This window comes from Pseudoalteromonas shioyasakiensis (genome assembly GCA_013391845.1).
GTDB lineage: Bacteria > Pseudomonadota > Gammaproteobacteria > Enterobacterales > Alteromonadaceae > Pseudoalteromonas > Pseudoalteromonas apostichopi.
On the sequence record CP058414.1, the window covers coordinates 538,824 to 565,197 of the forward strand.

The following is a 26,374-nucleotide window of genomic DNA, read 5'->3' on the forward strand; positions in this document are numbered from 1 at the left end:
AAGATACCTTAATTAAGCCTGTAATTCTATTGCTATCAGGCTTGTTTATTAGATTTAGCTGATTTATTCGGGCGTTTTTTAAATGGTGGTGGTTTAGGTGCACCAGGCTTGCAGCGTTCGTTAATTTTTCGCCACAATTTATTTAGTTGCTTTGTTAGCTCTTCGTTGGACTGTTCATCAATACCACTTTTAACCATAAGCACGATATCAATGTTATCGATTTTATGTTGATTTAAACGGAAACTTTCGCGAGCAAGTCGTTTAATTCGATTACGTTGACAGGCTTTTTTAACGCGTTTTTTTGCGACCGTAAGACCTAATCGAGGATTAGTTTGGTCATTGCGTTTAGCTAATAGAGTAAAGAAAGGAGTCGCAGCGCGTGCTGGTTCATTAAAGATTCGAGAGTAATGCGAGGGAGTTAACAGACGTAACTCCCTGCTGAAGCTAAAGTCTTCCACTTATATTAAGCAGAAAGAACTTTACGGCCTTTAGCACGACGACGAGCTAATACTTTACGGCCATTTGCTGATGCCATACGAGCACGGAAACCGTGTGTACGTTTGCGTTTTAAAACGCTAGGTTGAAAAGTTCTTTTCATAACAATTCCATCCGATCGGTTAAGGTTAAAACATCCTATGCAGGTCGCGATCCTGGCACAGGTGCCATTGCGAGCGCGAGATATTATAGATGAAGACAATAAAAGTCAATCATTAAAACGCTGCAGAGGTAGTAATTATAAAGGATCCTTTTTCGTGATCATATAGGATCATCATAAATAAGAAGTTTTCCACAGCCTCTGTATAAAAAGTGAATAAAAGCTTGGGAAAAGCCAATTCGATCGTAGAATTTGATCGCGATCTGCCTGCAAATTTGTTATGATCACTGTTCGAGCTTAAAAAATAAATTTCTTAAAAATCAGTGTTTTATTCTTTTATGTTGCTGAGATCATATTTTTCATAAAAATCAATCTTGTACTTGTGGATAAAGTACCTTCATAATAGTCGGTCTGGGCCAAGAAAGTTGGTCAAAGATTAGCAATAAATGTTTGATTTTCCATCATTAAAGATGAACGGGAATAAAAATTAAATCTCTGGGAGTTTAACTGTGTATCTGTCGGTTTGGCAAAGTTGTTTATATGTATTGCAAGATGAATTGCCTTCACAGCAATTCAGTATGTGGGTAAGACCACTTCAAGCAGAAAGTACCGAAGATACGTTGACTATATATGCACCTAACCGTTTCGTTTTGGATTGGGTGAGAGAAAAGTATTTAAACCGTATTAATGAACTACTCGTTGAAATTTGTGGTGATGAAGCACCTGAGCTACGTTTTGATGTTGGTAGTAAACCAATTTTAAATGCCCAAGTGGCATCAGCACCGGCTGCTTCAGAAGCTAGCGCATCTGTTCCACAACAAGCTGCCGAAAAGCAACAGCCAAAGCCTGAAAAAGCAGCGGTAGAACCTGCACCAAAATCAGGTTATAAATCAAACATTAAAGAAAATTATACCTTTGATAGCTTTGTTGAAGGTAAATCAAACCAATTAGCAAAAGCTGCAGCGACTCAAGTTGCAGATAACCCAGGTTCAGCATTTAACCCTGTATTTATATATGGTGGTACGGGCTTAGGTAAAACTCACTTATTACATGCTGTTGGTAACGGTATTATGGCAAATAAGCCAGACGCTAAAATTGTCTATATGCACTCAGAGCGATTTGTGCAAGATATGGTTAAAGCGCTGCAAAATAATGCCATTGAAGAATTTAAACGTTATTACCGAAGTGTTGATGCATTGATGATCGATGATATTCAATTTTTCGCTAATAAAGAGCGCTCACAAGAAGAGTTTTTCCATACCTTCAACGCTTTACTTGAAGGAAATCAACAGATTATATTAACTTCAGACCGCTATCCCAAAGAGATAGAAGGGGTTGAAGATCGCCTTAAATCACGTTTTGGTTGGGGTTTAACAATTGCTATTGAGCCGCCAGAACTTGAAACGCGCGTTGCCATTTTGATGAAAAAAGCGCAGCAAAGTAAAATTAATTTACCCCATGAAGTGGCCTTTTTTATCGCTAAAAAATTGCGTTCAAATGTGCGTGAATTAGAAGGGGCGTTAAACCGCGTTATTGCTAATGCAAACTTTACTGGTCGTCCGATTTCGATCGACTTTGTAAAAGAAGCCCTGCGAGACTTACTTGCTCTGCAAGATAAACTGGTAACGATAGATAATATCCAACGTACAGTTGCTGAGTATTACCGCATTCGTGTGTCAGACTTATTATCTAAACGTCGAAGCCGTTCAGTAGCAAGACCACGTCAAGTGGCCATGGCATTATCAAAAGAACTTACAAATCACAGTTTACCTGAGATTGGCGACGCTTTTGGTGGTCGCGATCACACAACTGTATTACACGCTTGTCGTAAAGTTAAATCACTACGTGATGAAAGCCACGAAGTGAAAGAAGATTATCAAAACTTAATAAGAACCTTGTCATCTTAAGGCCGACTTTATTATGCAAATAACAATATCAAGAGAGCAATTTTTAAAACCTTTAGTTCAAGTGTCTGGTGCGATTGAGCGTAAGCACACCTTACCTATTTTATCGAACGTACTTTTAGTTGTTGAAAACGGACAACTTTCGATGACGGGTACCGATCTTGAAATTGAGTTAGTGGCGAGTGTGTTTGTAGGTGAAGATACCACTGATACGCAACTCACTTTACCAGCTAAAAAGTTACTCGATATTTGTAAAAGTTTACCTGATGGCTCAGACCTTACGTTAAGTAGCCAAGATCATCAGTTACTACTGACCAGTGGTAAAAGCCGTTTTTCTTTAACAACGCTTGCCGCTGAAGATTTTCCGAATCTTGAGCAGTGGGATGGTGAAGTTGAATTTCAACTAACGCGTTTAGAGTTACGCAAGCTTTTAGAAAGCACGCATTTTTCTATGGCGAATCAAGACGTACGTTATTATTTAAACGGTATGTCTTTTGAAGTTGATAACGCAGATATTAAAACAGTGGCTACAGATGGTCACCGTTTGGCGATTGCACAAAAGCAATTACCGCAATCATTAAATACGCAACGTCAGTTAATTATTCCACGTAAAGGTGTACAAGAAATTATGCGCCTAATGGTGGCTGATGATGAGCTAGTTACCATTCAATTCGGTGCTAATCATATTCGTATTATTGATACTGAATTTACGTTTACCAGTAAACTAGTTGATGGTCGTTTCCCTGATTATCGTCGAGTATTGCCGCGTGGTGGTGACAAGGTGATTACTGCTAACCGTGAATGGCTACGTAGTGCTTTTCAGCGAGTGTCTATTTTATCGAATGAAAAGTTCCGTGGCGTACGTTTAAACCTGTCTGAAGGTTTATTAAAAATTACAGCAAACAACCCTGAGCAAGAACAAGCTGAAGAGGTCGTTGAAGTAATGTACCAAGGCGGCGAACTTGAAATTGGCTTTAACGTTTCTTATGTCCTTGATGTACTTAATACATTAAAAACAGAAGATGTTACGTTTACGCTTGCAGATTCTAATAGCAGTGCGCTAATTGAAGGTGCGGGTGACGAAGAAGCTATGTACGTTGTTATGCCGATGCGCCTATAAGCTTATATGAGTTTAAGTCATTTAAGCCTCAATAATTTTCGGAATATTGAGGCGCTGACACTTGAGCCGGTTAATGGCATAAACATTATCTACGGCGAAAATGGCAGCGGAAAAACTAGTCTCCTTGAGGCGATTTATTTCCTTTCTCACGGTAAATCATTTCGTACCGCCAAACATAAAAATATCATTCAGCATCAACAAGACAAGTTTGTGATACATGGTCGAAAAGCACTACACGACTTGTCTATCCCAATTGGTATTAGTAAAAACCAAGCGGGTGAAACATCTTTAAAGATTCAGGGAAAAACGAGCCGTAAAATTTCTGAATTAGCGCAGCTAGTACCGGTGCAAGTTATTACACCTGAAAGCTATTCATTGTTTTTTGGTGGCCCAAAAGAGCGTAGAAAATTTCTCGATTTAGGATTGTTCCACGTGGAACATGACTTTTTTTATTTATGGCAGTCCTTTAATAAAGTACTGAAACAACGTAATGCTTTATTAAAAAGTAAACCTCGAGATTATTTCGAACAGATCAAGTTTTGGGATAAAGAATTTGTTAGACTAGCTGAACAAATAAATAATTTAAGAATCGCGTATATAAGTAGGTTTAAGCAGCAGTTTTTTGATAAAATGTGTGCAGAATTAACGCTTGTAAGCGATTTAGAAATTAACTTTCATGCGGGCTGGAAAGAGAGTGAAACGCTCTCAGAGGCGCTTGAGCAAAGCTTTGAACGTGATGCCAAACAAGGTTTCACAAGTAAGGGGCCGCATAAAGCTGATTTTAGTTTTAGTGTTTCTGGTAACAGTGTAGAAAATACATTTTCTCGTGGTCAATTGAAGCTCTTGCTTTATGCGTTAAAAGTAACGCAAAATAGCTTAATTGAGTCAGAAACAGATAAGCAATCTATATTGCTAATAGATGACTTACCTTCAGAAACTGGGTGAAGATACAAAAGAAAAAGTGGGTCAGCTTTTGACTCATTGCGATTCGCAACTTTTTATCTCATCAATTTTATCTGAAAGTATTTCTGCTGTGGTGGAACCCATGCAACGAGAACTAAAAATGTTCCACGTGAAACATGGCAACCTAATAACAAGATAAGTGGGATTAACCATGTCTGAGAATTACGATTCGTCGAGTATTAAAGTACTTAAAGGATTAGACGCAGTAAGAAAGCGTCCAGGAATGTATATAGGGGACACCGATGACGGTACAGGCCTACACCACATGGTGTTTGAGGTTGTTGATAACTCTATCGATGAAGCCTTAGCTGGTCATTGTGATGATATTTTTGTAACGATTCACTTAGACGGTTCAGTCTCTGTAAGAGATAACGGTCGTGGTATTCCTACATCTATTCACGAAGAAGAAGGTGTTTCTGCGGCTGAAGTTATCATGACGGTACTTCACGCTGGTGGTAAGTTCGATGATAACTCATATAAAGTATCGGGTGGCTTACACGGTGTAGGTGTTTCGGTTGTAAATGCGCTATCAGAAAAACTACAACTGACAATTCGTCGTGAAGGCAAAATTCACCAACAAACTTATACTATGGGTGTACCAGATGCACCATTAGCTGTAATTGGTGATGCAACTGACACCGGTACTGAATTACGTTTTTGGCCAAGCGGTGAAACATTCACTGACTTAAACTTCCACTACGATATTTTAGCAAAGCGTTTGCGTGAGCTTTCGTTCTTAAACTCTGGTGTAAGTATCATTCTTACCGATGAGCGTGAAGAAGCTAAAAATGACCACTTTAAATATGAAGGTGGTATTCAGGCATTCGTAGAATATCTAAACCGTAACAAAACACCTGTACATAAAAGTGTTTTCCACTTTACTCATGAGCGTGAAGAAGACGGTATTAGTGTAGAAGTATCAATGCAGTGGAACGATGGTTTCCAAGAAAGCATTTATTGTTTTACAAACAACATTCCACAACGTGATGGTGGTACGCACTTAGCTGGCTTTAGAGCCGCATTAACGCGTACGCTAAATAACTACATGGAAAAAGAAGGCTTTAACAAAAAAGCGAAAACAACAAGCAATGCAACGGGTGATGACGCTCGTGAAGGCTTAACTGCAGTTGTAAGTGTTAAAGTACCTGATCCTAAGTTCTCATCACAAACTAAAGATAAACTAGTATCAAGTGAAGTGAAATCTGCTGTAGAGCAAGCAATGGCAGAAAAACTAACAGAGTTCTTATTAGAAAATCCTGTTGATGCTAAAACTGTTGTTGGCAAAATCATTGATGCAGCACGTGCTCGTGAAGCAGCTCGTAAAGCGCGTGAAATGACACGTCGTAAAGGCGCAATGGATTTAGCCGGTTTACCAGGTAAATTGGCTGATTGCCAAGAAAAAGATCCAGCACTTTCAGAACTATACATAGTGGAGGGTGACTCTGCAGGTGGTTCAGCTAAGCAGGGTCGTAACCGCAAAAATCAAGCTATCTTGCCACTTAAAGGTAAAATTCTTAACGTTGAAAAAGCACGCTTTGATAAGATGCTTTCTTCGCAAGAAGTAGCGACATTAATCACAGCATTAGGTTGTGGTATTGGTCGTGATGAATATGACCCAGAAAAGCTTCGTTATCATCGTATCATTATTATGACCGATGCGGACGTGGATGGTTCTCACATTCGTACCTTGCTACTGACTTTCTTCTACCGTCAAATGCCAGAGATTGTAGAAAAAGGCTTTATCTATATTGCGCAACCACCACTTTATAAAGTGAAAAAAGGTAAGCAAGAACGCTACATTAAAGATGACCCAGCGCTTGTTGATTACCTAACGTCATTAGCATTGAACAATGCTGCACTGTATACGAGTGAAGGTGCAACTGCACTTGAAGGTGAAGAATTAGAAAGAATTGTTCACGATTATCAAAATACAGTAAAAGTAATTGAACGTTTAAAACGTAAATATCCAAATTCGGTTATGGAACGTTTAATCTATCAAAGCGAAATTACAGAAGCTGATTTAGCAAATGAAGCAAAAGTAAAAGAGTGGACTAACACGCTTGTTGAAGACTTAATTGCACGCGATGAAGATGCAACTATTTTCCACGCGAGCACTGAGCACGATACAGAACGCAACATGTATTATCCTGTTGTGAATATTCGCCAACATGGTGTGGACAAAGCGCATGTATTGAACTTCGACTTCATTACATCTCGTGACTACAAACGCATTGCAGCGACAGGTGTTAACATTGCTAACTTACTTGAAGAAGGCGCATATATTCAACGTGGTGAGAAAACTCATGCTGTTGATAACTTTGTTGATGCATTAGAGTGGTTAATTAGTGAATCGAAACGTGGCCTTTATATCCAACGCTATAAAGGACTAGGTGAGATGAACCCAGATCAACTTTGGGAAACCACCATGGACCCAGGCGCACGTCGTATGTTGAAAGTAACAATTGAAGATGCGGTTGCAGCTGACCAATTGTTCGCGACACTAATGGGTGACCAAGTTGAACCCCGTCGTGACTTCATTGAAACGAATGCACTACGTGTAGTTAACTTAGACGTGTAAAGTTAGAATTGATAATTAAAAAGGAGCCAACTGGCTCCTTTTTTTATTGCTGAAAAAGCACAAACTGCTTAAAACCTTACTGCACACAAGGTATACTGAGAGCAATTTTCAGACTAAACGCACCAGATACTATAAGCCAAATATGCAAAAATATGACGTTAAAACCTTCCAAGGTTTGATCCTGGCTTTACAGGACTATTGGGCACAGCAAGGCTGTGTGATTGCTCAACCACTCGATATGGAAGTGGGAGCAGGGACATTTCATCCGTTAACTTTCTTAAAGTCGATTGGTCCAGAGCCAATGTCGAGCGCGTATGTTCAACCATGCCGTCGTCCAACTGATGGTCGTTATGGTGAAAACCCAAACCGCTTACAACATTACTACCAATTCCAAGTAGTATTAAAACCATCACCAGAGAACATCCAAGAGCTCTATTTAGGCTCTTTAGCTGCGGTAGGTATCGATACGCTAACTGACGAAGTTCGCTTCGTAGAAGACAACTGGGAGTCGCCTACATTAGGTGCTTGGGGTCTAGGTTGGGAAATCTGGTTGAACGGCATGGAAGTGACGCAGTTCACTTACTTCCAACAAGTAGGTGGCCTAGAGTGCTCACCAGTAACAGGTGAGATCACGTATGGTCTTGAGCGTTTAGCAATGTACATTCAGGGCGTAGATAGCATCTATGACCTTGTATGGGCAGATGGTCCTATGGGTCGTGTCACATACGGTGATGTATTCCATCAAAATGAAGTAGAGCAATCGGCTTATAACTTCGAACAAGCGGATGTTGAGTTCTTATTTGCACAGTTTGATCACTGTGAAAAAGAAAGCGAAAAGCTAATTGAAGCAGGCTTACCATTACCAGCTTATGAGCAAGTAATGAAAGCATCACATGCGTTTAACTTATTAGACGCTCGTCACGCTATCTCAGTAACAGAACGTCAACGTTATATCTTACGTGTTCGTGCTTTATCTAAAGCATGTGCGCAAAGTTACTATGATGCCCGTGAAGCTCTTGGTTTCCCGCTTTGTAAGGATTAAGAATTAGCATGTCAGCAGAAAATTTATTAGTAGAAATTGGCACTGAAGAGTTGCCACCGAAAGCACTTCGTAAACTTGCTGAGTCGTTTGCTGAGAACTTAGCAGCTGAGCTTGCAAGCTTAGAATTAGCTCATCAAGGCGTTAATTGGTACGCATCACCACGTCGTTTAGGTTTACGTGTTACTGCACTTGAAGCTAAACAAAGTGATAAGGTTGTAGAAAAGCGCGGCCCTGCAGTAGCAGCGGCTTTTGACGCAGATGGCAACCCAACTAAAGCCGCAATGGGTTGGGCTCGTGGTTGTGGCATCGATGTAAGCGACGCACAAACGCTAGAAACAGATAAAGGTGCTTGGTTATTACACAAAGCACAGGTTGAAGGTCAAGCAACTACCTCGCTTATGAGCGATGCTGTAAACAAAGCGCTTGCTAAATTACCTATCCCTAAACCAATGCGTTGGGGTGCAAATAAAACACAATTTATCCGCCCAGTGCACACTGCGACTATTTTATTTGGTAGCACGCTAATCGAAGGTGAAATCCTTGGTAAGCAAGTTGGCAACCAATTACAAGGTCACCGTTTCCATCATCCAGAAAAAGTAACAATTAACCACGCAGATGACGTGTTTGATGTTCTTAAATCTGCTTATGTTGTCGCTGACTTCGAAACACGTAAAGCACAAATTCGTGAACAGATTGAAGCTGCAGCAACAGCTGTAAATGCAAAAGTAGCGATGGATGAAGACTTACTGGAAGAAGTAACATCTCTTGTTGAGTGGCCAGTAACATTAACAGCAACATTTGAAGAAGCCTTCTTAGATGTCCCTTCAGAAGCGCTTATCTATACTATGAAGGACGACCAAAAATACTTCCCGTTATTAGACCAAGACGGCAACTTACTTAACAAGTTCCTATTTGTTTCTAATATCGAAAGTAAAGATCCAAGCGTGGTAATTGCTGGTAACGAAAAGGTGGTTCGTCCACGTTTAGCTGATGCGCAATTCTTCTATGAAACTGATAAGAAGAAAACGCTAGAGAGCCGTTTAGAATCGCTTGATACTGTTTTATTCCAAAAGCAATTGGGTACGTTAAAAGACAAATCTGAGCGTATCAGTGAACTTGCAGGTTACATTGCGGAGCAATTAGGTGCCGATGCCGAGCTGGCTAAGCGTGCAGGTTTATTAAGTAAAACAGACTTAATGACCGAAATGGTGATGGAGTTTACCGACGTACAAGGTGTAATGGGTATGCATTATGCTCGTCACGACGGTGAAGCCGAAGAAGTTGCACTAGCGCAAAATGAACAATATATGCCTCGCTTCGCGGGTGATAATTTACCAACCAATGTGATCAGCTGTGCAGTAGCAATTGCTGATAAGTTTGATACGCTGGTGGGTATTTTTGGTATTGGTCAAGCGCCAAAAGGCGACAAAGACCCATTTGCACTTCGCCGTGCAGCGATTGGTGCATTACGCATCATGGTTGAAAAATCATTACCGCTAGATATCTTAGATCTAGTTGCTAAGTCACAAACGCTATTCGGCGAGAAGCTAACAAACCTAAACGTATCAACAGATGTGTTTGAGTTTATGCTAGGTCGTTTCCGCGCATGGTACCAAGATGAAGGTATCGAAGTTGATGTGATCCAAGCTGTGCTAGCTCGTCGTCCAACTAAACCAGTTGATTTTGACCGTCGTGTTAAAGCGGTAAGTCACTTCCGTACATTAGAGGCTGCAGAAGCGCTTGCAGCAGCAAATAAACGCGTAAGCAATATTCTGGCTAAGAATGACATCACAACACAAGGTGATGTAAATGAGAGCCTATTAAGCGATGATGCAGAAAAAGTATTAGCGTCGCATGTTGCGAAGTTTGCAACTGAGCTTGCACCTCTATATGCAAATGGTGATTACCAAGAAGCATTGTCACAACTTGCGGGTATCCGTGAGAGTGTTGATAATTTCTTCGATAATGTCATGGTAATGGCCGGTGACGAAGCAGTTAAACAAAACCGTTTAGCATTGTTAAGCCAACTAAGCCGCCTGTTTTTAGATATTGCTGATATCTCTGTACTTCAGAAGTAAGCAGTAGCCAATTAATAAAAGCCAGCTCAGTGCTGGCTTTTTTGTAGCATAAGGAATAGTAATGAAACGTGTAATTACTTTAGCATTAGCAGGCTTATTAACAGCCTGTTCTAGCCAAATGCAAATGCCAAGCATCGATGATATTCTGCCAAGCAAAGACCTTGACCGTACTATGTATTTACGTGGTGACTTTACCTTGTGGGATGCCGAACCTCAGTATCAATTAGAGCAAGTTGCACCAGGTATATTCCAAACCGAAGTTAAGTTTTCAACACCTGGTAAGGTTTATGAATTCAAAATAGCGGATGCTGATTTTAGCGAAGGCTATAACTGCGGTTACAGTGATATGGACCCTGCAGGGCAATCATTGGTTTTAGGCCAAGCTGCCAATGCCGACTGTAATACTATCTACAATTATTTCAGCTTTAAACCCGCTGCAAAAGGTATGTATGTAGTGAGTTTTGATTATCGTAACAGTAATCAACCAAAAGTGACGGTAACCCGAAAGTAAAGCTCTAAGCTTTCAGCTGTCAGTTTGAAGCCGATTGAGTGAGCATATGATATTGATTTAATGCTCACTCTTAATTTTAATAGTTTAACGTAACTCGTTATAGCCCTTTCTTCACCAAGTATCGATACGGTGCTTGCTCTACATCTTTAGCCACTAGAGTATGATCCATAAAAGTACAAAAGCTTGGAATATCACGGGTAGTTGATGGGTCATCGGCGATGATAAGCAATGTTTCACCATCTTTCATTTTACGCACTGCGCCACGCACCATCATGACAGGTTCTGGACAACGAAGGCCAAGTGCATCTAATTGGTGATCGGGATTATCAAAACTCATGGCTGACCTTTTGAATGAAAGAGACAATTAATAAGCGGCTATTTTAACTTTCTATTGCCGCCTGTTTCAATAACCTAAAGCAAAGCAAATAAAAAAGGCGCACTGAGCAAATCAGTGCGCCTTTTTATCACCAAGATGTTTGGTGTGAGCTCGTTACTCTACGCGCTCAAATACAGTTGCAATACCTTGACCTAAACCAATACACATAGTTGCTAGACCGTATTTAGCGTTCTTGTCTTCCATTAGGTGAACAAGCGTTGTGCTAATACGTGAACCAGAACAACCTAGTGGGTGACCAAGTGCAATTGCACCACCATTTAGGTTAACTTTTTCATCTACCACATCCATCAGACCTAGGTCTTTTAATACTGGTAGAGATTGTGCTGCGAATGCTTCGTTCAGCTCTGCAACATCGATATCGTCAATTGTGATACCTGCTTGTTGAAGTGCTTTTTGCGATGCCGGAACAGGACCATAACCCATAATTGATGGATCGCAACCTGCAACAGCCATTGATTTAATACGCGCACGAATTGGTAAACCAAGTTCTTTTGCTTTCTCTTCGCTCATTACAAGCATTGCTGACGCGCCGTCAGAAAGTGCAGATGAAGTACCTGCAGTTACGCTACCTGATGCTGGATTGAATACAGGGCGTAGTTGCGATAAGCCTTCAACAGTCGTCTCAGGACGAATTACTTCATCGTCTTCAACTAAGATTAAAGAACCATCTGCATCGTGACCTTCCATTGCTAGGATTTCACGGCGGAAACGACCTTCAACTGTTGCAGCGTGTGCACGTTGGTGTGAACGGTAAGCAAATTCGTCTTGCTGCTGACGGCTAATGCCGTGAAGCGTTGCAAGGTATTCAGCAGTTAAACCCATTACGCCAGCAGCTTGTGCTACAGACGTTGATAAACCTGGGTGAAAATCATTACCATGAGTCATAGGTACGTGACCCATGTGTTCAACACCACCAATGATGTAGGTATCGCCAGCGCCAGTCATAATAGCGCGTGCTGCATCATGTAATGCTTGCATTGATGAACCACATAAACGGTTAACCGTTACCGCTGGTACAGAGTGAGGGATACCGGCTAGTAATGCCGCATTACGAGCAATGTTGAAACCTTGCTCTAACGTTTGTTGAACACAGCCCCAGTAAATATCATCAATTGATGCTGGATCAACGGCTGGGTTACGGTCTAACAAACCTTTCATTAAGTGAGCACTTAAATCTTCCGCACGCTTGTTTTTGAATACGCCGTTCTTTGAACGACCCATTGGTGTGCGGATACAATCTACGATTACTGGATTATTCATGTTTCTTATCCTTCCACCTTATAGAATACACGGCCTTCTTCGGCCCACTTGCGAGTTTCATCTGATACTTGGTAAATCGCACCTAAGTGAGCGTACTTGTCAGCTGTTGCAACAAAGTTCGCTAAACCAGTTTGATCTAAGTAACGGAATGCACCGCCTCTAAATGGAGGGAAACCAATGCCGTAAATTAGCGCCATGTCAGCTTCTTGTGGTGACGCTACGATACCTTCTTGTAAACAAAGTAGTACTTCGTTGATCATAGGAATCATACAACGGTCAATGATTTCTTGTTTGTCGAAATCTTTAGGTGCATCAGTGATAGCACTTAGTAGCTCAGTTGCTGTTGCATCTTTTGCTTTTTTCAGGCGACCACGACGGTCCGGCGCGTATTGGTAGAAACCAGCACCATTTTTCTGACCAAAGCGTTTTTCGTTTGCAAATACAGTAACAGGGTCTTTATCTTGGCGAGCCATACGCTCAGGGAAGCCGTCAGCCATTACACCAGTACAGTGGTAAGCTGTATCGATACCTACAACATCAAGTAGATATGCAGGACCCATTGGCCAACCAAATACATTTTCCATTACTTTATCAACTTTAGTAAAGTCAGCACCTTCAACAACAAGTTTGCTGAAACCTGCAAAGTAAGGGAATAGTACGCGGTTAACAAAGAAACCAGGGCAGTCGTTTACAACGATAGGTGATTTACCAAGTTTTAATGCGTAATCAACAACTGCATTAATTGTTGCTTCTGAAGTTTTTTCACCACGGATGATTTCTACTAATGGCATTTTTGGCACAGGGTTAAAGAAGTGCATACCACAGAAGTTTTCTGGTTTTTCAAGTGCAGATGCTAACTCGTCAATACGAATAGTTGACGTATTTGAAGTTAGGATAGTGCCTGCTGGTAAGTCTTTTTCAAGACCCGCAAGAACAGCTTGCTTCACTTTAGGGTTTTCAACCACGGCTTCAACAACGATATCAGCACTTTGTAGGTCTGCATCATTTAACGTTGGTTTGATCTTGCCTAAGGTGGCAACCATCTTATCCATCGCCATATGGCCACGTTGTACTTTCTTACCTAGTAGCTTAGATGCTTCGCCCATACCTAAATCAAGTGCATCTTGGTTGATGTCTTTCATGATAATAGGTGTGCCTTTATAAGCAGACTGGTAAGCAATACCGCCACCCATAATACCTGCACCTAATACAGCTGCTTGTTTGATCTCAAGCCCACTGTGTTTAGCTTGCTTCTTCGCTTTACCTTTAATGTATTGGTCAGCTAAGAAAATACCGGTTTGCGCGGCAGCTTCGCTTGTTGCTGCAAGTTTAGCAAAGTTAGCGTTTTCAATAGCCATTGCTTCAGCGCGTTCACAGTTTGCAGCAGCTTTGATTGTTTTTACAGCCATAACAGGTGCTGGGTAATGACCTTTTGTCTGACCCATTACCATACCTTCTGCCATAGCAAAGCTCATACCTTGCTCAACACGGTTCATTTTCAGTGGCTGTAATTTTACTTGTCGTTTTGCTTGCCAATCTAGCTTGCCAGCAATTGCTTGCTCAAGTGTTGCAATACTTGACTCTAAAAGTTTGTCAGCACTAACTACCGCGTCAAACGCACCTACTTTTAGGGCATCCGCAGCACGGTTTTCTTTACCTGTAGTGATCCATGTCATCGCATTATCAGCGCCAATAAGGCGTGGCAGGCGAACTGTGCCACCAAAACCAGGCATAATGCCTAATTTAACTTCTGGTAGGCCAATTTTAGCGTTAGAGCTAGCAACGCGATAATCGGTAGCAAGTGCCCACTCACATCCACCACCAAGCGCCATGCCGTTTACCGCACTTAGGGTTGGGAAAGGTAAATCTTCAATTGCGTCAAAAACATCAGTTGCATTTTTGATCCATGCAACTAGTTCTTCTTGAGGTTTAGTGAAAGTAGGTAAAAATTCGAAAATATCGGCACCGATAATGAAATGATCTTTATCGCTGGTGAACACCATGCCTTTGATATCTGAGTTTGTTGCCAATTCTTTTAATGCTAAAGCGCAATCTTGCAAGGTTTGCTGCGAAAGTTTATTTACTGAGCCGTCTGCACAGAACTTAAACTCGGCGATGTTGTCCTTGATGAAAGCAACTTCAAATGAATCGCTTTTATATAACATTATTATTCTCCCTAGTTTATTAACTAAGACTGGTACGATGAGTTTGCATTTCAATCAGTGTGCTTGCTTTAAAATGAAAATGCAACGAAAAATTTACTGCGCTTTATCGCGATTGGTTAAAATATAGCTGGTTTGGTGCTAAGGTGTAGCAGAAGTTTTTTGTTATTAATTCTTTAATTTTTGTTAAAGGTCATCATGAAAAAACAACTCCTTGGTTGGACAGCTGCCGCATTACTTTTTCCTTTTTTTGCAGCTGAAGCCAACGATAAACATGACGCTTTTTTAAAAGCAGAAAAAAAGGCGCGTTACGGTGATTATCAAGACATGAAAGAGGCAGCAAATGGACTTGATCATCCGTTGAAACCTTATGTCGAAAAGGCATATTGGCAACGCAACCCAAGCCTTAAACACCAAACGGAAATAGAGAACTATCTTAATATTTATCAAAACACGCCACTAGAGTGGCCTGTACGAAAGGCATGGCTTAATTACTTAAAAAAGTACAACAAGAAAGCTGCATATATTCGAAATTATCGCGAAACGAGCAATAACGAATTAACGTGCCCTTACTTAAGCTTTCAATTGGACTTGGGGGCACCTGAAAAAGCCATAATGAACCAAGTTACTGATTTATGGGTTGTTGGGGAGTCACAGCCAAAAGAGTGTGATGGATTATTCTCGCTGTGGAAGAAAAAGGGTTACCAAACCCAAGAGCGAGTTTGGCAGCGTATTAGTCTGGCCGCTGAAGGGGGCTCATCAAGCTTAATTCCTTACTTAAAAACATTATTGCCTCGGGCTGATCAATATTTAGCTGATTTATATTTAAAGGTACGAAGAGACCCAAGTGCTGCTGCGGGTCTTTATCGCTACAAGAAAAAGTCGACTAAAGAAGGACAAATTGCACTCTATGGGGTTAAGCGCTTAGTATGGCGAGATAAAGATTTGGCATTACGAGCTTGGGAAAAGCTCGAAGCTATGTTCGATTACACCGACGAGCAAAAAGCCGATGTTTACTACAGCTTTGCGCTTTCGCTTGCCTCGAGCGGTCATCAACAAGCACGCTTTTGGTTAAACAAAGTACCTAAAGAGCGCCAAACTCGTAAACTAATGCAATGGCAGCTAGGGAACATGCTAGAGAGACAAGATTGGTCTGGCATTGTGGCGTTTTTCACGGGTAAAGAAAACCTGAGTTTGGGTCAACAATATTGGTTGGCATATAGCTTAAATCAACGTGGTGACGTCGAGCGAGCTCGTGAAATTTGGCAAACGGTGGCTAAAGAGCGTGATTATTACGGCTTTTTAGCATCTGCACGCTTGGGTATTCCGGTTAGTTTAAATAACAAAGATATCAATATTAGTAATAAGCTTAAGCTTGAAGTGGCAAATGCCCCTGGTTTTAAGCGAGCTCGCGCCTTGTATGAGCTTGAGCGTTATACATCTGCGCGTCGTGAATGGAATTATTTAACGGATACATCTACTAAAGAAGAAAAGCTTGCTGCGTCTTTACTTGCTGCTGAGCTAGATTGGTACGACAGCACTATTTATACCTTGGCGCAAATAAAAGAGTGGGATTATGTCGATTTACGTTTCCCATTTGCGTTTAAAGATGTGTTTGCCACTTATAGCAACCGCAGCCATATCGATGTTGCTTGGAGTATCGCTATCTCGCGTCGAGAAAGCTCTTTTGCGCCAGATGCACGCTCTCATGCCAATGCTCATGGTTTGATGCAGTTGTTACCAAGTACTGCTAAGTATATGAATAAGAGTACAGTGTCACGCAGGCAGTTATATCAGCCTCGTACTAATATACGTCTAGGTAGTGAATATTTGCAGTATTTGAAAAAGAAAAATCATGGCAATGAAATCCTTGCTACGGCTTCTTACAATGCAGGTTATCATCGCATTAAACGCTGGATCCCAGAGCAAGCAATGCCAGCTGAACTGTGGATAGAGTTAATTCCTTATACCGAAACACGAAACTACGTTAAGAATGTGTTTGCCTACAGACAGGTTTATCATACTCGATTAGGTCGTGACGGCAATGTATTGGCACCGATCCTAGATATGTCGATGGGTGGTTAAACAAGATGTGTCACACTATCCTTCCTCAGTTGGGGGATAGTGCTGGCTATGTTAGACTGCTAACAAGTTAAATTTACTAAAGATGGGTTTACTATGGATAAATTAGCGGTGTTATACGCCGAACATATTGCAACCTTGCAACAACGCACTCGTACAATCACAGAGCGTGAAGGTTTAGAAGGGTTAGTAATTCACTCAGGTCAGGCTAAACGTCAGTTTTTAGATGACATGTATTATCCGTTTAAGGTGAATCCGCAATTTAAAGCTTGGTTACCAGTAATCGACAACCCACATTGCTGGATTGTGGTTGATGGTGCATCTAAGCCAAAGCTGATTTTTTATCGTCCTGTGGACTTTTGGCATAAAGTGCCTGACGAACCGCGTGATTTTTGGGCTGAGTATTTTGATATTGAATTATTAGTACAGCCAGATCAGGTCGAAAAGCTGCTTCCTTATGATAAAGAAAAATTTGCCTATATCGGTGAATACCTAGAAGTAGCACAAGCGCTGGGCTTTAGCATTATGAACCCAGAGCCAGTAATGAATTACCTACACTTTCATCGCGCTTATAAAACCCAGTACGAGCTTGAGTGTTTACGTCAAGCTAACCGAATCGCGGTAGATGGCCACAAAGCTGCACGTGATACTTTTTTTGCTGGTGGTTCAGAGTTTGATATTCAGCAAGCTTACCTCATGGCAACGCGTCAGAGTGAAAACGAAATGCCTTACGGTAATATCGTTGCGCTAAATGAAAACTGTGCAATTTTACACTACACGCATTTTGAGCCTAAAGCGCCGCATTCACATCATTCTTTTCTTATTGATGCTGGTGCGAACTTTAATGGCTATGCGGCTGATATCACGCGTACTTATGACTTTAAAAAGTCGGGTGAATTTAGCGATTTAATTAAAGTAATGACAGAGCATCAAATCGCTTTAGGTAAAGCATTAAAGCCTGGCTTGTTATATGGTGAATTGCATTTAGATTGCCACCAGCGTGTAGCGCAAGTGCTAAGCGACTTTAATATTGTGAAATTACCAGCAGCTGAAATTGTTGAACGCGGTATTACTTCTACTTTCTTCCCGCATGGTCTTGGTCATCACCTTGGCTTACAAGTACACGATATGGGTGGCTTTATGGCTGATGATACTGGTGCACACCAAGCTCCGCCAGAAGGTCATCCATTCCTTCGTTGTACTCGATTAATTGAAAAGAACCAAGTATTTACTATTGAACCTGGTTTATACTTTATCGACTCATTATTAGGTGACCTTGCGCAAACAGACAACAAGCAGTTCATTAACTGGGAAAAAGTTGAAGCGCTTAAGCCATTCGGCGGTATCCGTATTGAAGATAACATCATCGTTCATGAAGATAGCCTAGAAAACATGACCCGTGATCTACACTTAGATTAACGATTAAGGTTAGTGAATATCGGGGCCATTAGGCCCCATTTTTTTAGATAAGCAATTATGTCTGAATACCAATATCCGGCTGAGCCGGTTTTTTACCAAGAAGAAATCAAAAAAAGCACCTTTATTGTGCATATTGCCCACACCCCAGATCTTGCGGCAGCAAAAGCCTTTATCAAAGAGATTCAAGATAAATACAGCGATGCTCGTCATAATTGCTGGGCGCATGTTGCAGGTAACCCCGGTGGTAGCCATGTATATGGCTTTTCGGATGATGGGGAGCCTAATGGCACTGCCGGCAAGCCAATGCTAAATGTACTAACTGGATCTGGTATTGGTGAAATTACAGCGGTTGTAACCCGTTATTTCGGTGGCATTAAGCTCGGTACCGGTGGGCTTGTGCGCGCCTACGGTGGTAGTTTAAATAATGCGATGCGTGAGCTTAAAACTATTACCAAAGTACCTAGTGTTGAGCTGATAGGCCAAAGTGATTACAGCGTACAAGGGGCTATAGAGCAGCTATTAAAAAATCAGTACCAGGTGCTTCATATCGAAAAACAGTTTGCAGAAAACATCACTTGGCAAATCGAAATCGATAGTCGTCAGGCGGAGCAAGCGGTTGATGATATTCATGAACTGACTTACGGTGCAGTTAGCCTAAAAGTCAGAAAAGTTTGAAATCTAAAAATAATACATTGCGTTTACTTACAATTAAGGCTGTAAGACAATAAACTGTATTAGCTAAACAATTAATAAGAAAGCGATACGCCTAGATGCAATTTCGTACCATAATAAAAATTCTCGGCCAGCTGGTGGCGTTATTTAGTATCACTATGGTGCCACCGGCACTCGTGTCTTTGATCTACAAAGACGGTGGTGGTGTGCCATTTGTTCTCGCTTTCATTTTTAGTGTAGTGATTGGTTTAGCGGCTTATTACCCAAACCGCCATGAGCACGGTGATTTAAAAGCTCGTGAAGGCTTCCTGATTGTCGTATTGTTCTGGTTGGTACTAGGCACGTTCGCAGCGGTACCTTTAGTGTTCTTACAAGAACCTAATCTTTCGCTAGCGGACTCTGTATTTGAAGCTTTCTCAGGGCTAACAACCACAGGGGCCACCGTACTTACAGGCATTGAATACCTACCTAAATCAGTCCTATTTTACCGCCAACAATTACAATGGTTAGGTGGTATGGGGATCATCGTACTCGCGGTGGCGGTCCTGCCTATGCTAGGCGTCGGTGGCATGCAGCTATACCGTGCAGAAACACCGGGTCCGGTTAAAGACTCGAAAATGACGCCGCGTATTGCTGATACCGCAAAGCATCTTTGGTATATCTATGTGTCGCTTACCATTGCTTGTACGCTGGCATATTGGGCTGCAGGAATGGATTGGTTTGATGCAATTTGTCATGCCTTCTCTACTATCGCGATTGGTGGATTTTCTACTTATGACGCATCAATGGGGCAGTTCGATAGCCCTGTAATTAATTTTATTTGTGTGGTGTTTTTGCTTATTGCGGCGATTAACTTCTCGCTTCACTATGCGGCGGTATCGTCACGCAGCATTCGGGCCTATTTACGAGACCCGGAATTTAAAGTGTTTTTATTGATTCAATTAGCATTGGTAATTGTCTGCTTTACTGTGTTGTCATCAAATAATATTTATGCGGATGGTGATGAGACTCTTGATCAAGCCATGTTTCAAGCTGTGTCAATGAGTACAACAGCAGGCTTTGCGACCGATAACTTTTCGGCATGGCCACTGTTCTTACCAATTTTACTTATCTTTTCAAGCTTTATTGGCGGCTGTGCTGGTTCTACCGGTGGCGGTATGAAAGTAGTTCGCGTGTTCTTGTTATACTTGCAAGGCATTCGAGAGCTTAACCGCCTTGTGCATCCTCGTGCTATCTACTCAATTAAATTAGGCCGAAAGGCACTGCCAGATAAAGTTGTCGAAGCGGTTTGGGGGTTCTTCTCTGCGTATGCTTTGGTGTTTGTCATTATCATGTTGGCGCTGATGGGCACTGGTATGGATAACATCAGTGCATTCTCTGCTACAGCTGCTTGCTTAAATAACTTAGGCCCAGGTTTAGGTGAAGTCGCTGCTCATTACGGGGCGATTTCAGATACGGCAAAATGGCTACTTACTATTGCAATGGTATTTGGTCGTTTAGAAATATTCACCCTACTAGTACTGTTTACGCCTACCTTCTGGCGAGGCTAACCAAAGCAAGGTGATTATCAAGAAGTGGAGGCATTACTGTGCCAAAAACTCAAAAACAACGCAATCTTGAGAAACTAACCTGTATCCCTGCAGGTAGCTTGGTGGATGTTGAAATTACCACACCAACCGACAGTAAACGGGTAAAAACAGAATTTATTGGTTTGATGAATGATCAGTACATCATTCTTAACTATCCATCAGCAAAGCGTTTAGCGAATAGTAGTGATGTCATTAAAGACGGTGTAATGGTCGTTATACGCGCCGTACTTGAAGCGGGAGGTGGGCAAGTGATTGCTTTTCGTCAACAAATAAACGCCTTGGCATCGCATCCACATCGCTTAATTTTTCTCGACTTTCCTCAGCAAGTACAGCTTTATAGCTTGCGTAGTGAAGCGCGTATTCCTACGTTATTCCCTGCAAACTTAGTGATTGCAGAGCAAACACTGGCGGGACTTATTAAAGATATTTCACTTACGGGCGTGCAGTTTGATATTAATAGCAGTAACGACTTAACCGCTTTTAAAGGACAAAGCTGTCAAATCACGCTCAGTAAACGAGAGTTTAGTGGCACAGTATGTAGCGTTCGCAAAAGAGCGGGTGGTTTTATGCTGGGTGTGCAGCTTGATACGAGTGAAGATGAGATGAAAGCGTTTATGAAAGAGCACTTAATTGACCTTTCGGTATTAGACAGCTAATTCCGGTTACCAATTCGCCATTTTGCAACAAAATGGCTATTTTCCACGATTTAACCCTATAAATATCAAAGTTAATTTATAAATAAATTTAAATAGTCAATAAAATCAATGTGTTATGAGTTAAATTAATTTCGGTTTTTTTCTTTAAATTTCGTTGTTCAGATAGAGTTTATTTTCGAACACCTCATTTTTTTGTTTTCTAGTCCGAGTTAATCGTTATTGTCTCCATTTTAATCTTTATAACTTATTGATTTTAAAGGGAGCGTAAAACCAATCACTGAGCCTGTTGCAAAACAGCAACAAATAAATCGCTCTATTCATCATAAATCCTCGAAAGTTAAATTCAAGATACTGATTTTATTATTCTTTTTAACTTTGGCATCGAAGTTGAAATAGTCTAAGCGAACACAGAGAAAAACTGATTCAGGAAAATTTCCTCTATCACAGTTGAGACAACATTGAAGGAATAGTGATTATGAAAACGTTACACAAAACTTTAGCACTTGTAGCTCTTGCAACCTCATCAGCAGCGTTTGCCGCTGATTTTGACACACTCGATGTGAATGGCGATGGCGCTATCAGCAAAAGCGAAGCATCAGTAAGCGAAACGTTAATGAGCCAATTTAAAGAGCTTGATACAGACGGCAATGGTGAGCTGTCTAAACAAGAGTACTCTAAAGCTTAATTTCATTGTAAGGACACATTGAAAAGGACTTCCTAACTCAAGACTACACACTTTGAAGGAATGACATTATGAACACAGTAAATAAAACATTAGCACTTATGGCACTTGTATCTTCATCAGCAGCATTTGCAATGAGTGATTTCGATACCCTAGATGTTGACGGCAACGGTGTTATCAGCCAAAGCGAAGCGTCTGTTGATGCAGAGCTAATGAGCAAATTCAGTGAATTAGACACTGACGGTAACGGTGAGTTATCGAAACAAGAATTTTCTAAAGCTTAATGTGATTAAGCAAAACCAGTTTATCTAGCTGATTAGTTCTGAGCTGCCAAAGACAGCCTAAGTGGATAAGGGAATCCATGAAAGAGGACAACACTGGAAGTGCGATCAGCTAACACTCTTAATATTGAAGGAATATCATTATGAAAACAGTAAACAAAACATTAGCTTTAATCGCACTTGCATCTTCTTCAGCGGCTTTTGCAGCAACTGACTTTGACACCTTAGACGTAGACGGTAACGGCGTGATCAGTAAAAGTGAAGCGGCCGTTGATGCAAAAATTATGTCGCAGTTTAAAACCTTAGACGTGAATGGTGACGGTGTTCTTACTGAAGCAGAGTTTTCAGAAGCAGAGTAACCTAATTAACTCGTAATAAACCAGTTTCCACTAAACAAGGATCTCAGAAACGGATTTCACTCTTTTCAAATTTTAAGGTAATTATTATGAAACAGTTAAGCACAACAATCGCAATTTTAGCACTAGCAACATCATCGGCAGCTTTTGCACAAGGTGTAAGCTTTGCAACTTTTGACACCGACGGTGATGGCGTGATCAGTAAAGAAGAAGCGTCTGCAAATATGCAGCTTGAAAAGTTATTTCCAAAGCTAGATAGCGATGGTAATGGCGAGCTTTCGAAAGAAGAGTTCGCACAGATTCAATAGAATCTTTTTGAAAAGTTAGGTACTTTCACTTCAAGAGTCGTAAAGCAGCCGTTATGGCTGCTTTTTTCGTTTATAAGCTCTCGTTTACAAGAAGATCGCACTTACCTGAAACAGCTTTTCAACAACCGTAATATGCTTTTTATCAATCAAAAACATGATTACGTGGTCACCAGACTGAATAACGGTATCGTCATGGGCAATCAGTACATCATCGTTACGCACAATAGCACCAATAGTTGTTCCTGCTGGTAGCTTGATATCTGCAATTGCTCGGCCAACAACTTTAGAAGTATGCTCATCACCATGAGCGACAGCTTCAATTGCTTCTGCTGCACCTTTACGTAACGAATAAACATTAACAATGTCACCACGGCGAACATGTGTTAATAGCGCCGAGATTGTTGCTTGTTGGGGCGATATAGCAATATCAATCTCACCACCTTGAACTAAATCAACATAAGCGCCACGCTGAATAAGCACCATGGTCTTTTGTGCGCCCATACGCTTTGCCAGCATCGCAGACATAATGTTTGCTTCATCGTCGTTAGTGACTGCGATGAATACATCAACTTGTTCAATATGTTCTTCAGATAACAGCTCTTGATCAGAGGCATCGCCACAAAACACCACGGTGTTATCAAGCATTTCAGATAGCTGAGCAGCACGCTCTTTATTGCGCTCAAGCAGTTTAACGCTGTGGTTCTTCTCAAGTGAACGAGCAAGACCCGCACCGATATTACCACCACCGGCAATCATGATCTTTTTGTATGAACGTTCGAGTTTTTGAAGTTCATTCATTACTGCTCGAATGTGCTTGGTTGCTGCGATAAAGAATACTTCATCGTCAGCTTCAATAACGGTTGTGCCAAGCGGCTTTATAGCTTTACCTTGACGATAAATAGCCGCTACACGGGTTTCGACATTCGGAATATGCTCTTTCAAGGCCGAAAGTGCATAACCAACCAGCAAGCCACCGTAATACGCTTTCACCGCAACCAGCGATAACATGCCATCAGCGAATTGTAATACTTGTAAAGCACCCGGATAATCGATTAAGCGACGAATATATTTAGTCACCAACGCTTCAGGAGCAATGTAGTGATCAACAGGTAAGTCATCGTTATGGAATAGCTTCTCACGATACTTTAAGTATTGTTCTGAGCGAATACGGGCAATTTTGGTTGGTGTATTAAAAATACTATAGGCCACTTGGCAAGCAACCATGTTCACTTCGTCAGAACTGGTTACGGCAATAATCATATCGGCGTCTTCGGCACCTGCACGACGCAATACATCCGGATGAGCACTGTGGCCAGTAACACCTTGTAAGTCATACTTATCTTGTAACTCTCGCAAACGGTTACCGTCGATATCGACAACGGTGATCTCATTTTGCTCACCGACGAGGTTTTCTGCCAATGTGCCACCAACTTGTCCGGCACCGAGTATGATTATTTTCATAGCTTGTTCTTATTAGTGTTTTTTAACTAGCTTTGCGTAGTAGAAACCGTCACTTTCACCAGGCAGTAATTGTAGGCCAGGTATCGTTGGGGTGTCGTTTTCATGCAAAGGTATGTGTTCAGCACTTTGATTATTGGCAAGGAACTTAGCAACTTGTTGTTGGTTCTCTTGCGGTAATACAGAGCAGGTTGCATAAACTAACGTACCACCAGGCTTAAGTAGAGGCCAGATACTATTTAGTATATCGCCTTGTAAATTAGCGAGGTCTTCAATATCAGATGCACGACGTAGCCATTTTATATCAGGGTGGCGACGGATTACGCCCGTTGCTGAGCAGGGCACATCAAGCAAAATACGGTCGAATTGCTGTTCATCCCACCAAATATGTGGCTGTGATGCATCTGCACATTGTAGATCAGCAGTTAAGCCAATACGCACTAAGTTTTGTTTAACGCGTTCTAGGCGTTCGCTGTCGCTATCAAGTGCTAATACGTCGGCATCAGCAAGCTCTAGAATATGGCACGTTTTACCACCTGGCGCTGCACATGCATCTAAAATGACATCATCATTTTCTGGTGCTAGGAAACGCGCAGCTAATTGTGCCGCGGCATCTTGTACTGAGCAAGCGCCAGTATCAAACTCTGGTAATGCGTATACATCACAAGGTTTTGCTAGCTTAATACCATCAGGAAAATTCGCATTGAGGGTATGCTCAATATCATTCGCTTTAAGCATCTCACTGTATTCTTGGGTGCTGTATTGCGCTTGATTTACTCGTAACCACATAGGAGCTTGAAGCTGATTCGCCTCAAGGATTTCTTGCCAATTATCAGGGTAGGCAGCGGTTACTTGTTTGATAAACCAACCAGGGTGGTTAAATTTGCAAACAGGAATTTGCTGTGCTTTTTCTTCAAGCTCAGCTTGTTCACGTTGGAAACTGCGTAAAATAGCGTTAATAAGGCCTTTTAAACCAAGAGCGCGCATTTGCTGAAGCGCATTAACCGTTTCGCTGATTGCCGCATGAGGCGGTACACGCATGTGTTGAAGTTGGTAAATACCCACATACAACAAGAATTGGAAAATACGGCGCTTGCCTTTTAGCGGTTGATCTAAAAGTTGCTGGCAATAATTTTCTAGGCTAGGTAAATAGCGCAGCACACCGTAACAAATCTGTTGCAGCAGGGCTTTATCTTTAGGTGATAATCCTTGGCTTGCAAAAGGTAGTTCTTGATTAAGTGATGCACCTTTATCGACTACGTTGTAGAGGGTTTCAGCAGCAAGTGCTCTTACATTACTCATTGCTTTGACCTAATACTGAGCCAGGTTCAACCCAATCACTGCGACCATTTAGAAAGTCACTAACAGCCATTGGTTTTTTACCTTGTGGTTGGAGAAGGGTGATTTTAAGTGCACCTTGCCCACAGGCGACTAAAATACCTTGCTTATCAGCAGCAATGATTTCACCTGCTTGCGCACTTTGCGATACAACTTCTGCCTGCCAAATTTTTACTGTTTGTCCTGCCATTTCGGTAAAGCAAACAGGCCATGGGTTAAAGGCTCGGATATTACGCTCAATTTGCTCAGCATCCATTGACCAATCAATATTGGCTTCATCTTTAGATAACTTTTTCGCGTAATTTGCTTGCGTGTCATCTTGCTTTTCTGGCGTGATTTCACCTGCAGCAAGGCGATTAATAGTACTAATCAGTGCATCAGGACCTAGCGCAGCTAGTTTATTGTATAAAGAGCTACTGGTTTCTGTACTATCAATCGGACAGCGGCTGATATGCAGCATGTCGCCTGTATCTAAGCCTTCATCCATTTGCATTATTGTTACACCTGTTTCACGGTCGCCAGCCCAAATAGCACGCTGAATAGGCGCTGCACCACGCCAGCGAGGTAAAATAGAACCATGCACATTTAAGCACCCTAAGCGCGGAGCATCTAAAATAGCTTTTGGTAATAATAAGCCGTATGCCACCACAATCATGATATCTGCGTTTAGGCTTGTAAGTTCTGCAAGCGCTTCATCAGATTTTAGTGATTGCGGTTGAAATACAGGTAAGTCATGGGCAAGTGCTAGCTCTTTAACTTCACTGGCTTTTAGCTTTTTACCTCGGCCCGCAGGGCGATCTGGTTGGCTATAAACACCAACAACGTCGTGCTCTGAGTCAATCAGTGCTTGTAAATGGCGCGCAGCGAAGTCCGGCGTACCAGCAAAAATAATGCGTAATGGTTGTGTCACAGATATTCCTATT

Annotated in this window: 23 protein-coding genes and 1 pseudogene; 16 read left to right on the forward strand and 8 right to left on the reverse strand. The window is 41.5% G+C overall.

The window, feature by feature from the left end; all coding sequences use genetic code 11:
- Window positions 1-35: 35 nt before the first annotated feature.
- A complete protein-coding gene (rnpA, locus tag HYD28_02360) occupies window positions 36-458 on the reverse strand; it encodes a ribonuclease P protein component (GenBank protein QLE07906.1) in 423 nt (140 codons plus the stop codon).
- A gap of 5 nt (window positions 459-463) precedes the next feature.
- Window positions 464-598 carry a 50S ribosomal protein L34 gene (gene rpmH, locus HYD28_02365; protein QLE07907.1) on the reverse strand — a complete coding sequence of 45 codons (135 nt, stop codon included), beginning with the start codon at window positions 596-598 and terminating at the stop codon, window positions 464-466.
- Window positions 599-1,104: 506 nt separating this feature from the next.
- Here rpmH and dnaA point away from each other — a divergent pair.
- The 7 genes and pseudogenes from dnaA to HYD28_02400 all read left to right on the forward strand — a co-directional run bounded on the left by dnaA (window position 1,105) and on the right by HYD28_02400 (window position 10,791).
- Window positions 1,105-2,502 (forward strand): chromosomal replication initiator protein DnaA, encoded by a 1,398-nt coding sequence (gene dnaA / locus HYD28_02370; protein ID QLE07908.1) that lies wholly within the window; start codon window positions 1,105-1,107, stop codon window positions 2,500-2,502.
- 13 nt (window positions 2,503-2,515) lie between these two features.
- Window positions 2,516-3,619: a DNA polymerase III subunit beta gene (gene dnaN / locus HYD28_02375; GenBank protein QLE07909.1), complete on the forward strand. Its 1,104-nt coding sequence runs from the start codon at window positions 2,516-2,518 to the stop codon at window positions 3,617-3,619.
- A gap of 6 nt (window positions 3,620-3,625) precedes the next feature.
- A pseudogene (gene recF, locus HYD28_02380) lies at window positions 3,626-4,721 on the forward strand (DNA replication/repair protein RecF).
- A gap of 12 nt (window positions 4,722-4,733) precedes the next feature.
- Window positions 4,734-7,160, forward strand: coding sequence for a DNA topoisomerase (ATP-hydrolyzing) subunit B (gyrB, locus tag HYD28_02385; protein QLE07910.1), 2,427 nt, complete (start codon window positions 4,734-4,736; stop codon window positions 7,158-7,160).
- Between the two features lie 142 nt (window positions 7,161-7,302).
- Window positions 7,303-8,202, forward strand: coding sequence for a glycine--tRNA ligase subunit alpha (gene glyQ, locus HYD28_02390; protein ID QLE07911.1), 900 nt, complete (start codon window positions 7,303-7,305; stop codon window positions 8,200-8,202).
- An 8-nt stretch (window positions 8,203-8,210) separates the two neighbouring features.
- Entirely contained in the window at window positions 8,211-10,280 is a 2,070-nt protein-coding gene (glyS, locus tag HYD28_02395) for a glycine--tRNA ligase subunit beta (protein ID QLE07912.1), read from the forward strand.
- 61 nt (window positions 10,281-10,341) lie between these two features.
- On the forward strand, window positions 10,342-10,791 hold the full coding sequence (locus tag HYD28_02400) for a hypothetical protein (GenBank protein ID QLE07913.1): 450 nt from the start codon (window positions 10,342-10,344) through the stop codon (window positions 10,789-10,791).
- Between the two features lie 97 nt (window positions 10,792-10,888).
- Here the strand turns inward: HYD28_02400 and tusA are convergent, their stop codons facing one another.
- The 3 genes from tusA to fadB form a co-directional block, all read right to left on the reverse strand.
- A complete protein-coding gene (gene tusA / locus HYD28_02405) occupies window positions 10,889-11,128 on the reverse strand; it encodes a sulfurtransferase TusA (GenBank protein ID QLE07914.1) in 240 nt (79 codons plus the stop codon).
- 153 nt (window positions 11,129-11,281) lie between these two features.
- Complete coding sequence (fadA, locus tag HYD28_02410; GenBank protein QLE07915.1) at window positions 11,282-12,448, reverse strand: acetyl-CoA C-acyltransferase FadA; 1,167 nt, start codon at window positions 12,446-12,448, stop codon at window positions 11,282-11,284.
- Between the two features lie 5 nt (window positions 12,449-12,453).
- Window positions 12,454-14,613 (reverse strand): fatty acid oxidation complex subunit alpha FadB, encoded by a 2,160-nt coding sequence (gene fadB, locus HYD28_02415; GenBank protein QLE07916.1) that lies wholly within the window; start codon window positions 14,611-14,613, stop codon window positions 12,454-12,456.
- 195 nt (window positions 14,614-14,808) lie between these two features.
- Here fadB and HYD28_02420 point away from each other — a divergent pair, with 195 nt between their 5' ends.
- The 9 genes from HYD28_02420 to HYD28_02460 all read left to right on the forward strand — a co-directional run bounded on the left by HYD28_02420 (window position 14,809) and on the right by HYD28_02460 (window position 22,655).
- A complete protein-coding gene (locus HYD28_02420) occupies window positions 14,809-16,695 on the forward strand; it encodes a transglycosylase SLT domain-containing protein (protein ID QLE07917.1) in 1,887 nt (628 codons plus the stop codon).
- Window positions 16,696-16,788: 93 nt separating this feature from the next.
- Entirely contained in the window at window positions 16,789-18,111 is a 1,323-nt protein-coding gene (gene pepQ / locus HYD28_02425) for a Xaa-Pro dipeptidase (protein ID QLE07918.1), read from the forward strand.
- Window positions 18,112-18,168: 57 nt separating this feature from the next.
- A complete protein-coding gene (locus HYD28_02430; protein ID QLE07919.1) occupies window positions 18,169-18,786 on the forward strand; it encodes a YigZ family protein in 618 nt (205 codons plus the stop codon).
- 95 nt (window positions 18,787-18,881) lie between these two features.
- Window positions 18,882-20,333, forward strand: a complete 1,452-nt coding sequence (locus tag HYD28_02435) for a potassium transporter (protein ID QLE07920.1) — start codon at window positions 18,882-18,884, stop codon at window positions 20,331-20,333.
- Between the two features lie 38 nt (window positions 20,334-20,371).
- Window positions 20,372-21,028, forward strand: coding sequence for a flagellar brake protein (locus HYD28_02440; protein ID QLE07921.1), 657 nt, complete (start codon window positions 20,372-20,374; stop codon window positions 21,026-21,028).
- A 475-nt stretch (window positions 21,029-21,503) separates the two neighbouring features.
- Window positions 21,504-21,713 carry a calmodulin gene (locus HYD28_02445; protein ID QLE07922.1) on the forward strand — a complete coding sequence of 70 codons (210 nt, stop codon included), beginning with the start codon at window positions 21,504-21,506 and terminating at the stop codon, window positions 21,711-21,713.
- 68 nt (window positions 21,714-21,781) lie between these two features.
- Entirely contained in the window at window positions 21,782-21,994 is a 213-nt protein-coding gene (locus tag HYD28_02450; GenBank protein ID QLE07923.1) for a calmodulin, read from the forward strand.
- A 140-nt stretch (window positions 21,995-22,134) separates the two neighbouring features.
- Entirely contained in the window at window positions 22,135-22,350 is a 216-nt protein-coding gene (locus tag HYD28_02455; GenBank protein ID QLE07924.1) for a calmodulin, read from the forward strand.
- An 86-nt stretch (window positions 22,351-22,436) separates the two neighbouring features.
- Complete coding sequence (locus HYD28_02460; protein QLE07925.1) at window positions 22,437-22,655, forward strand: EF-hand domain-containing protein; 219 nt, start codon at window positions 22,437-22,439, stop codon at window positions 22,653-22,655.
- A gap of 84 nt (window positions 22,656-22,739) precedes the next feature.
- Here HYD28_02460 and trkA read toward each other — a convergent pair whose 3' ends face one another.
- The 3 genes from trkA to fmt are packed head-to-tail and all read right to left on the reverse strand — an operon-like array spanning window position 22,740 to window position 26,361.
- Window positions 22,740-24,116 (reverse strand): Trk system potassium transporter TrkA, encoded by a 1,377-nt coding sequence (gene trkA, locus HYD28_02465; GenBank protein QLE07926.1) that lies wholly within the window; start codon window positions 24,114-24,116, stop codon window positions 22,740-22,742.
- A gap of 12 nt (window positions 24,117-24,128) precedes the next feature.
- Window positions 24,129-25,415 carry a 16S rRNA (cytosine(967)-C(5))-methyltransferase RsmB gene (gene rsmB / locus HYD28_02470; GenBank protein ID QLE07927.1) on the reverse strand — a complete coding sequence of 429 codons (1,287 nt, stop codon included), beginning with the start codon at window positions 25,413-25,415 and terminating at the stop codon, window positions 24,129-24,131.
- Window positions 25,408-26,361, reverse strand: a complete 954-nt coding sequence (gene fmt / locus HYD28_02475; GenBank protein ID QLE07928.1) for a methionyl-tRNA formyltransferase — start codon at window positions 26,359-26,361, stop codon at window positions 25,408-25,410. Before fmt ends, rsmB begins: the two co-directional genes overlap by 8 nt.
- Window positions 26,362-26,374: the final 13 nt, after the last annotated feature.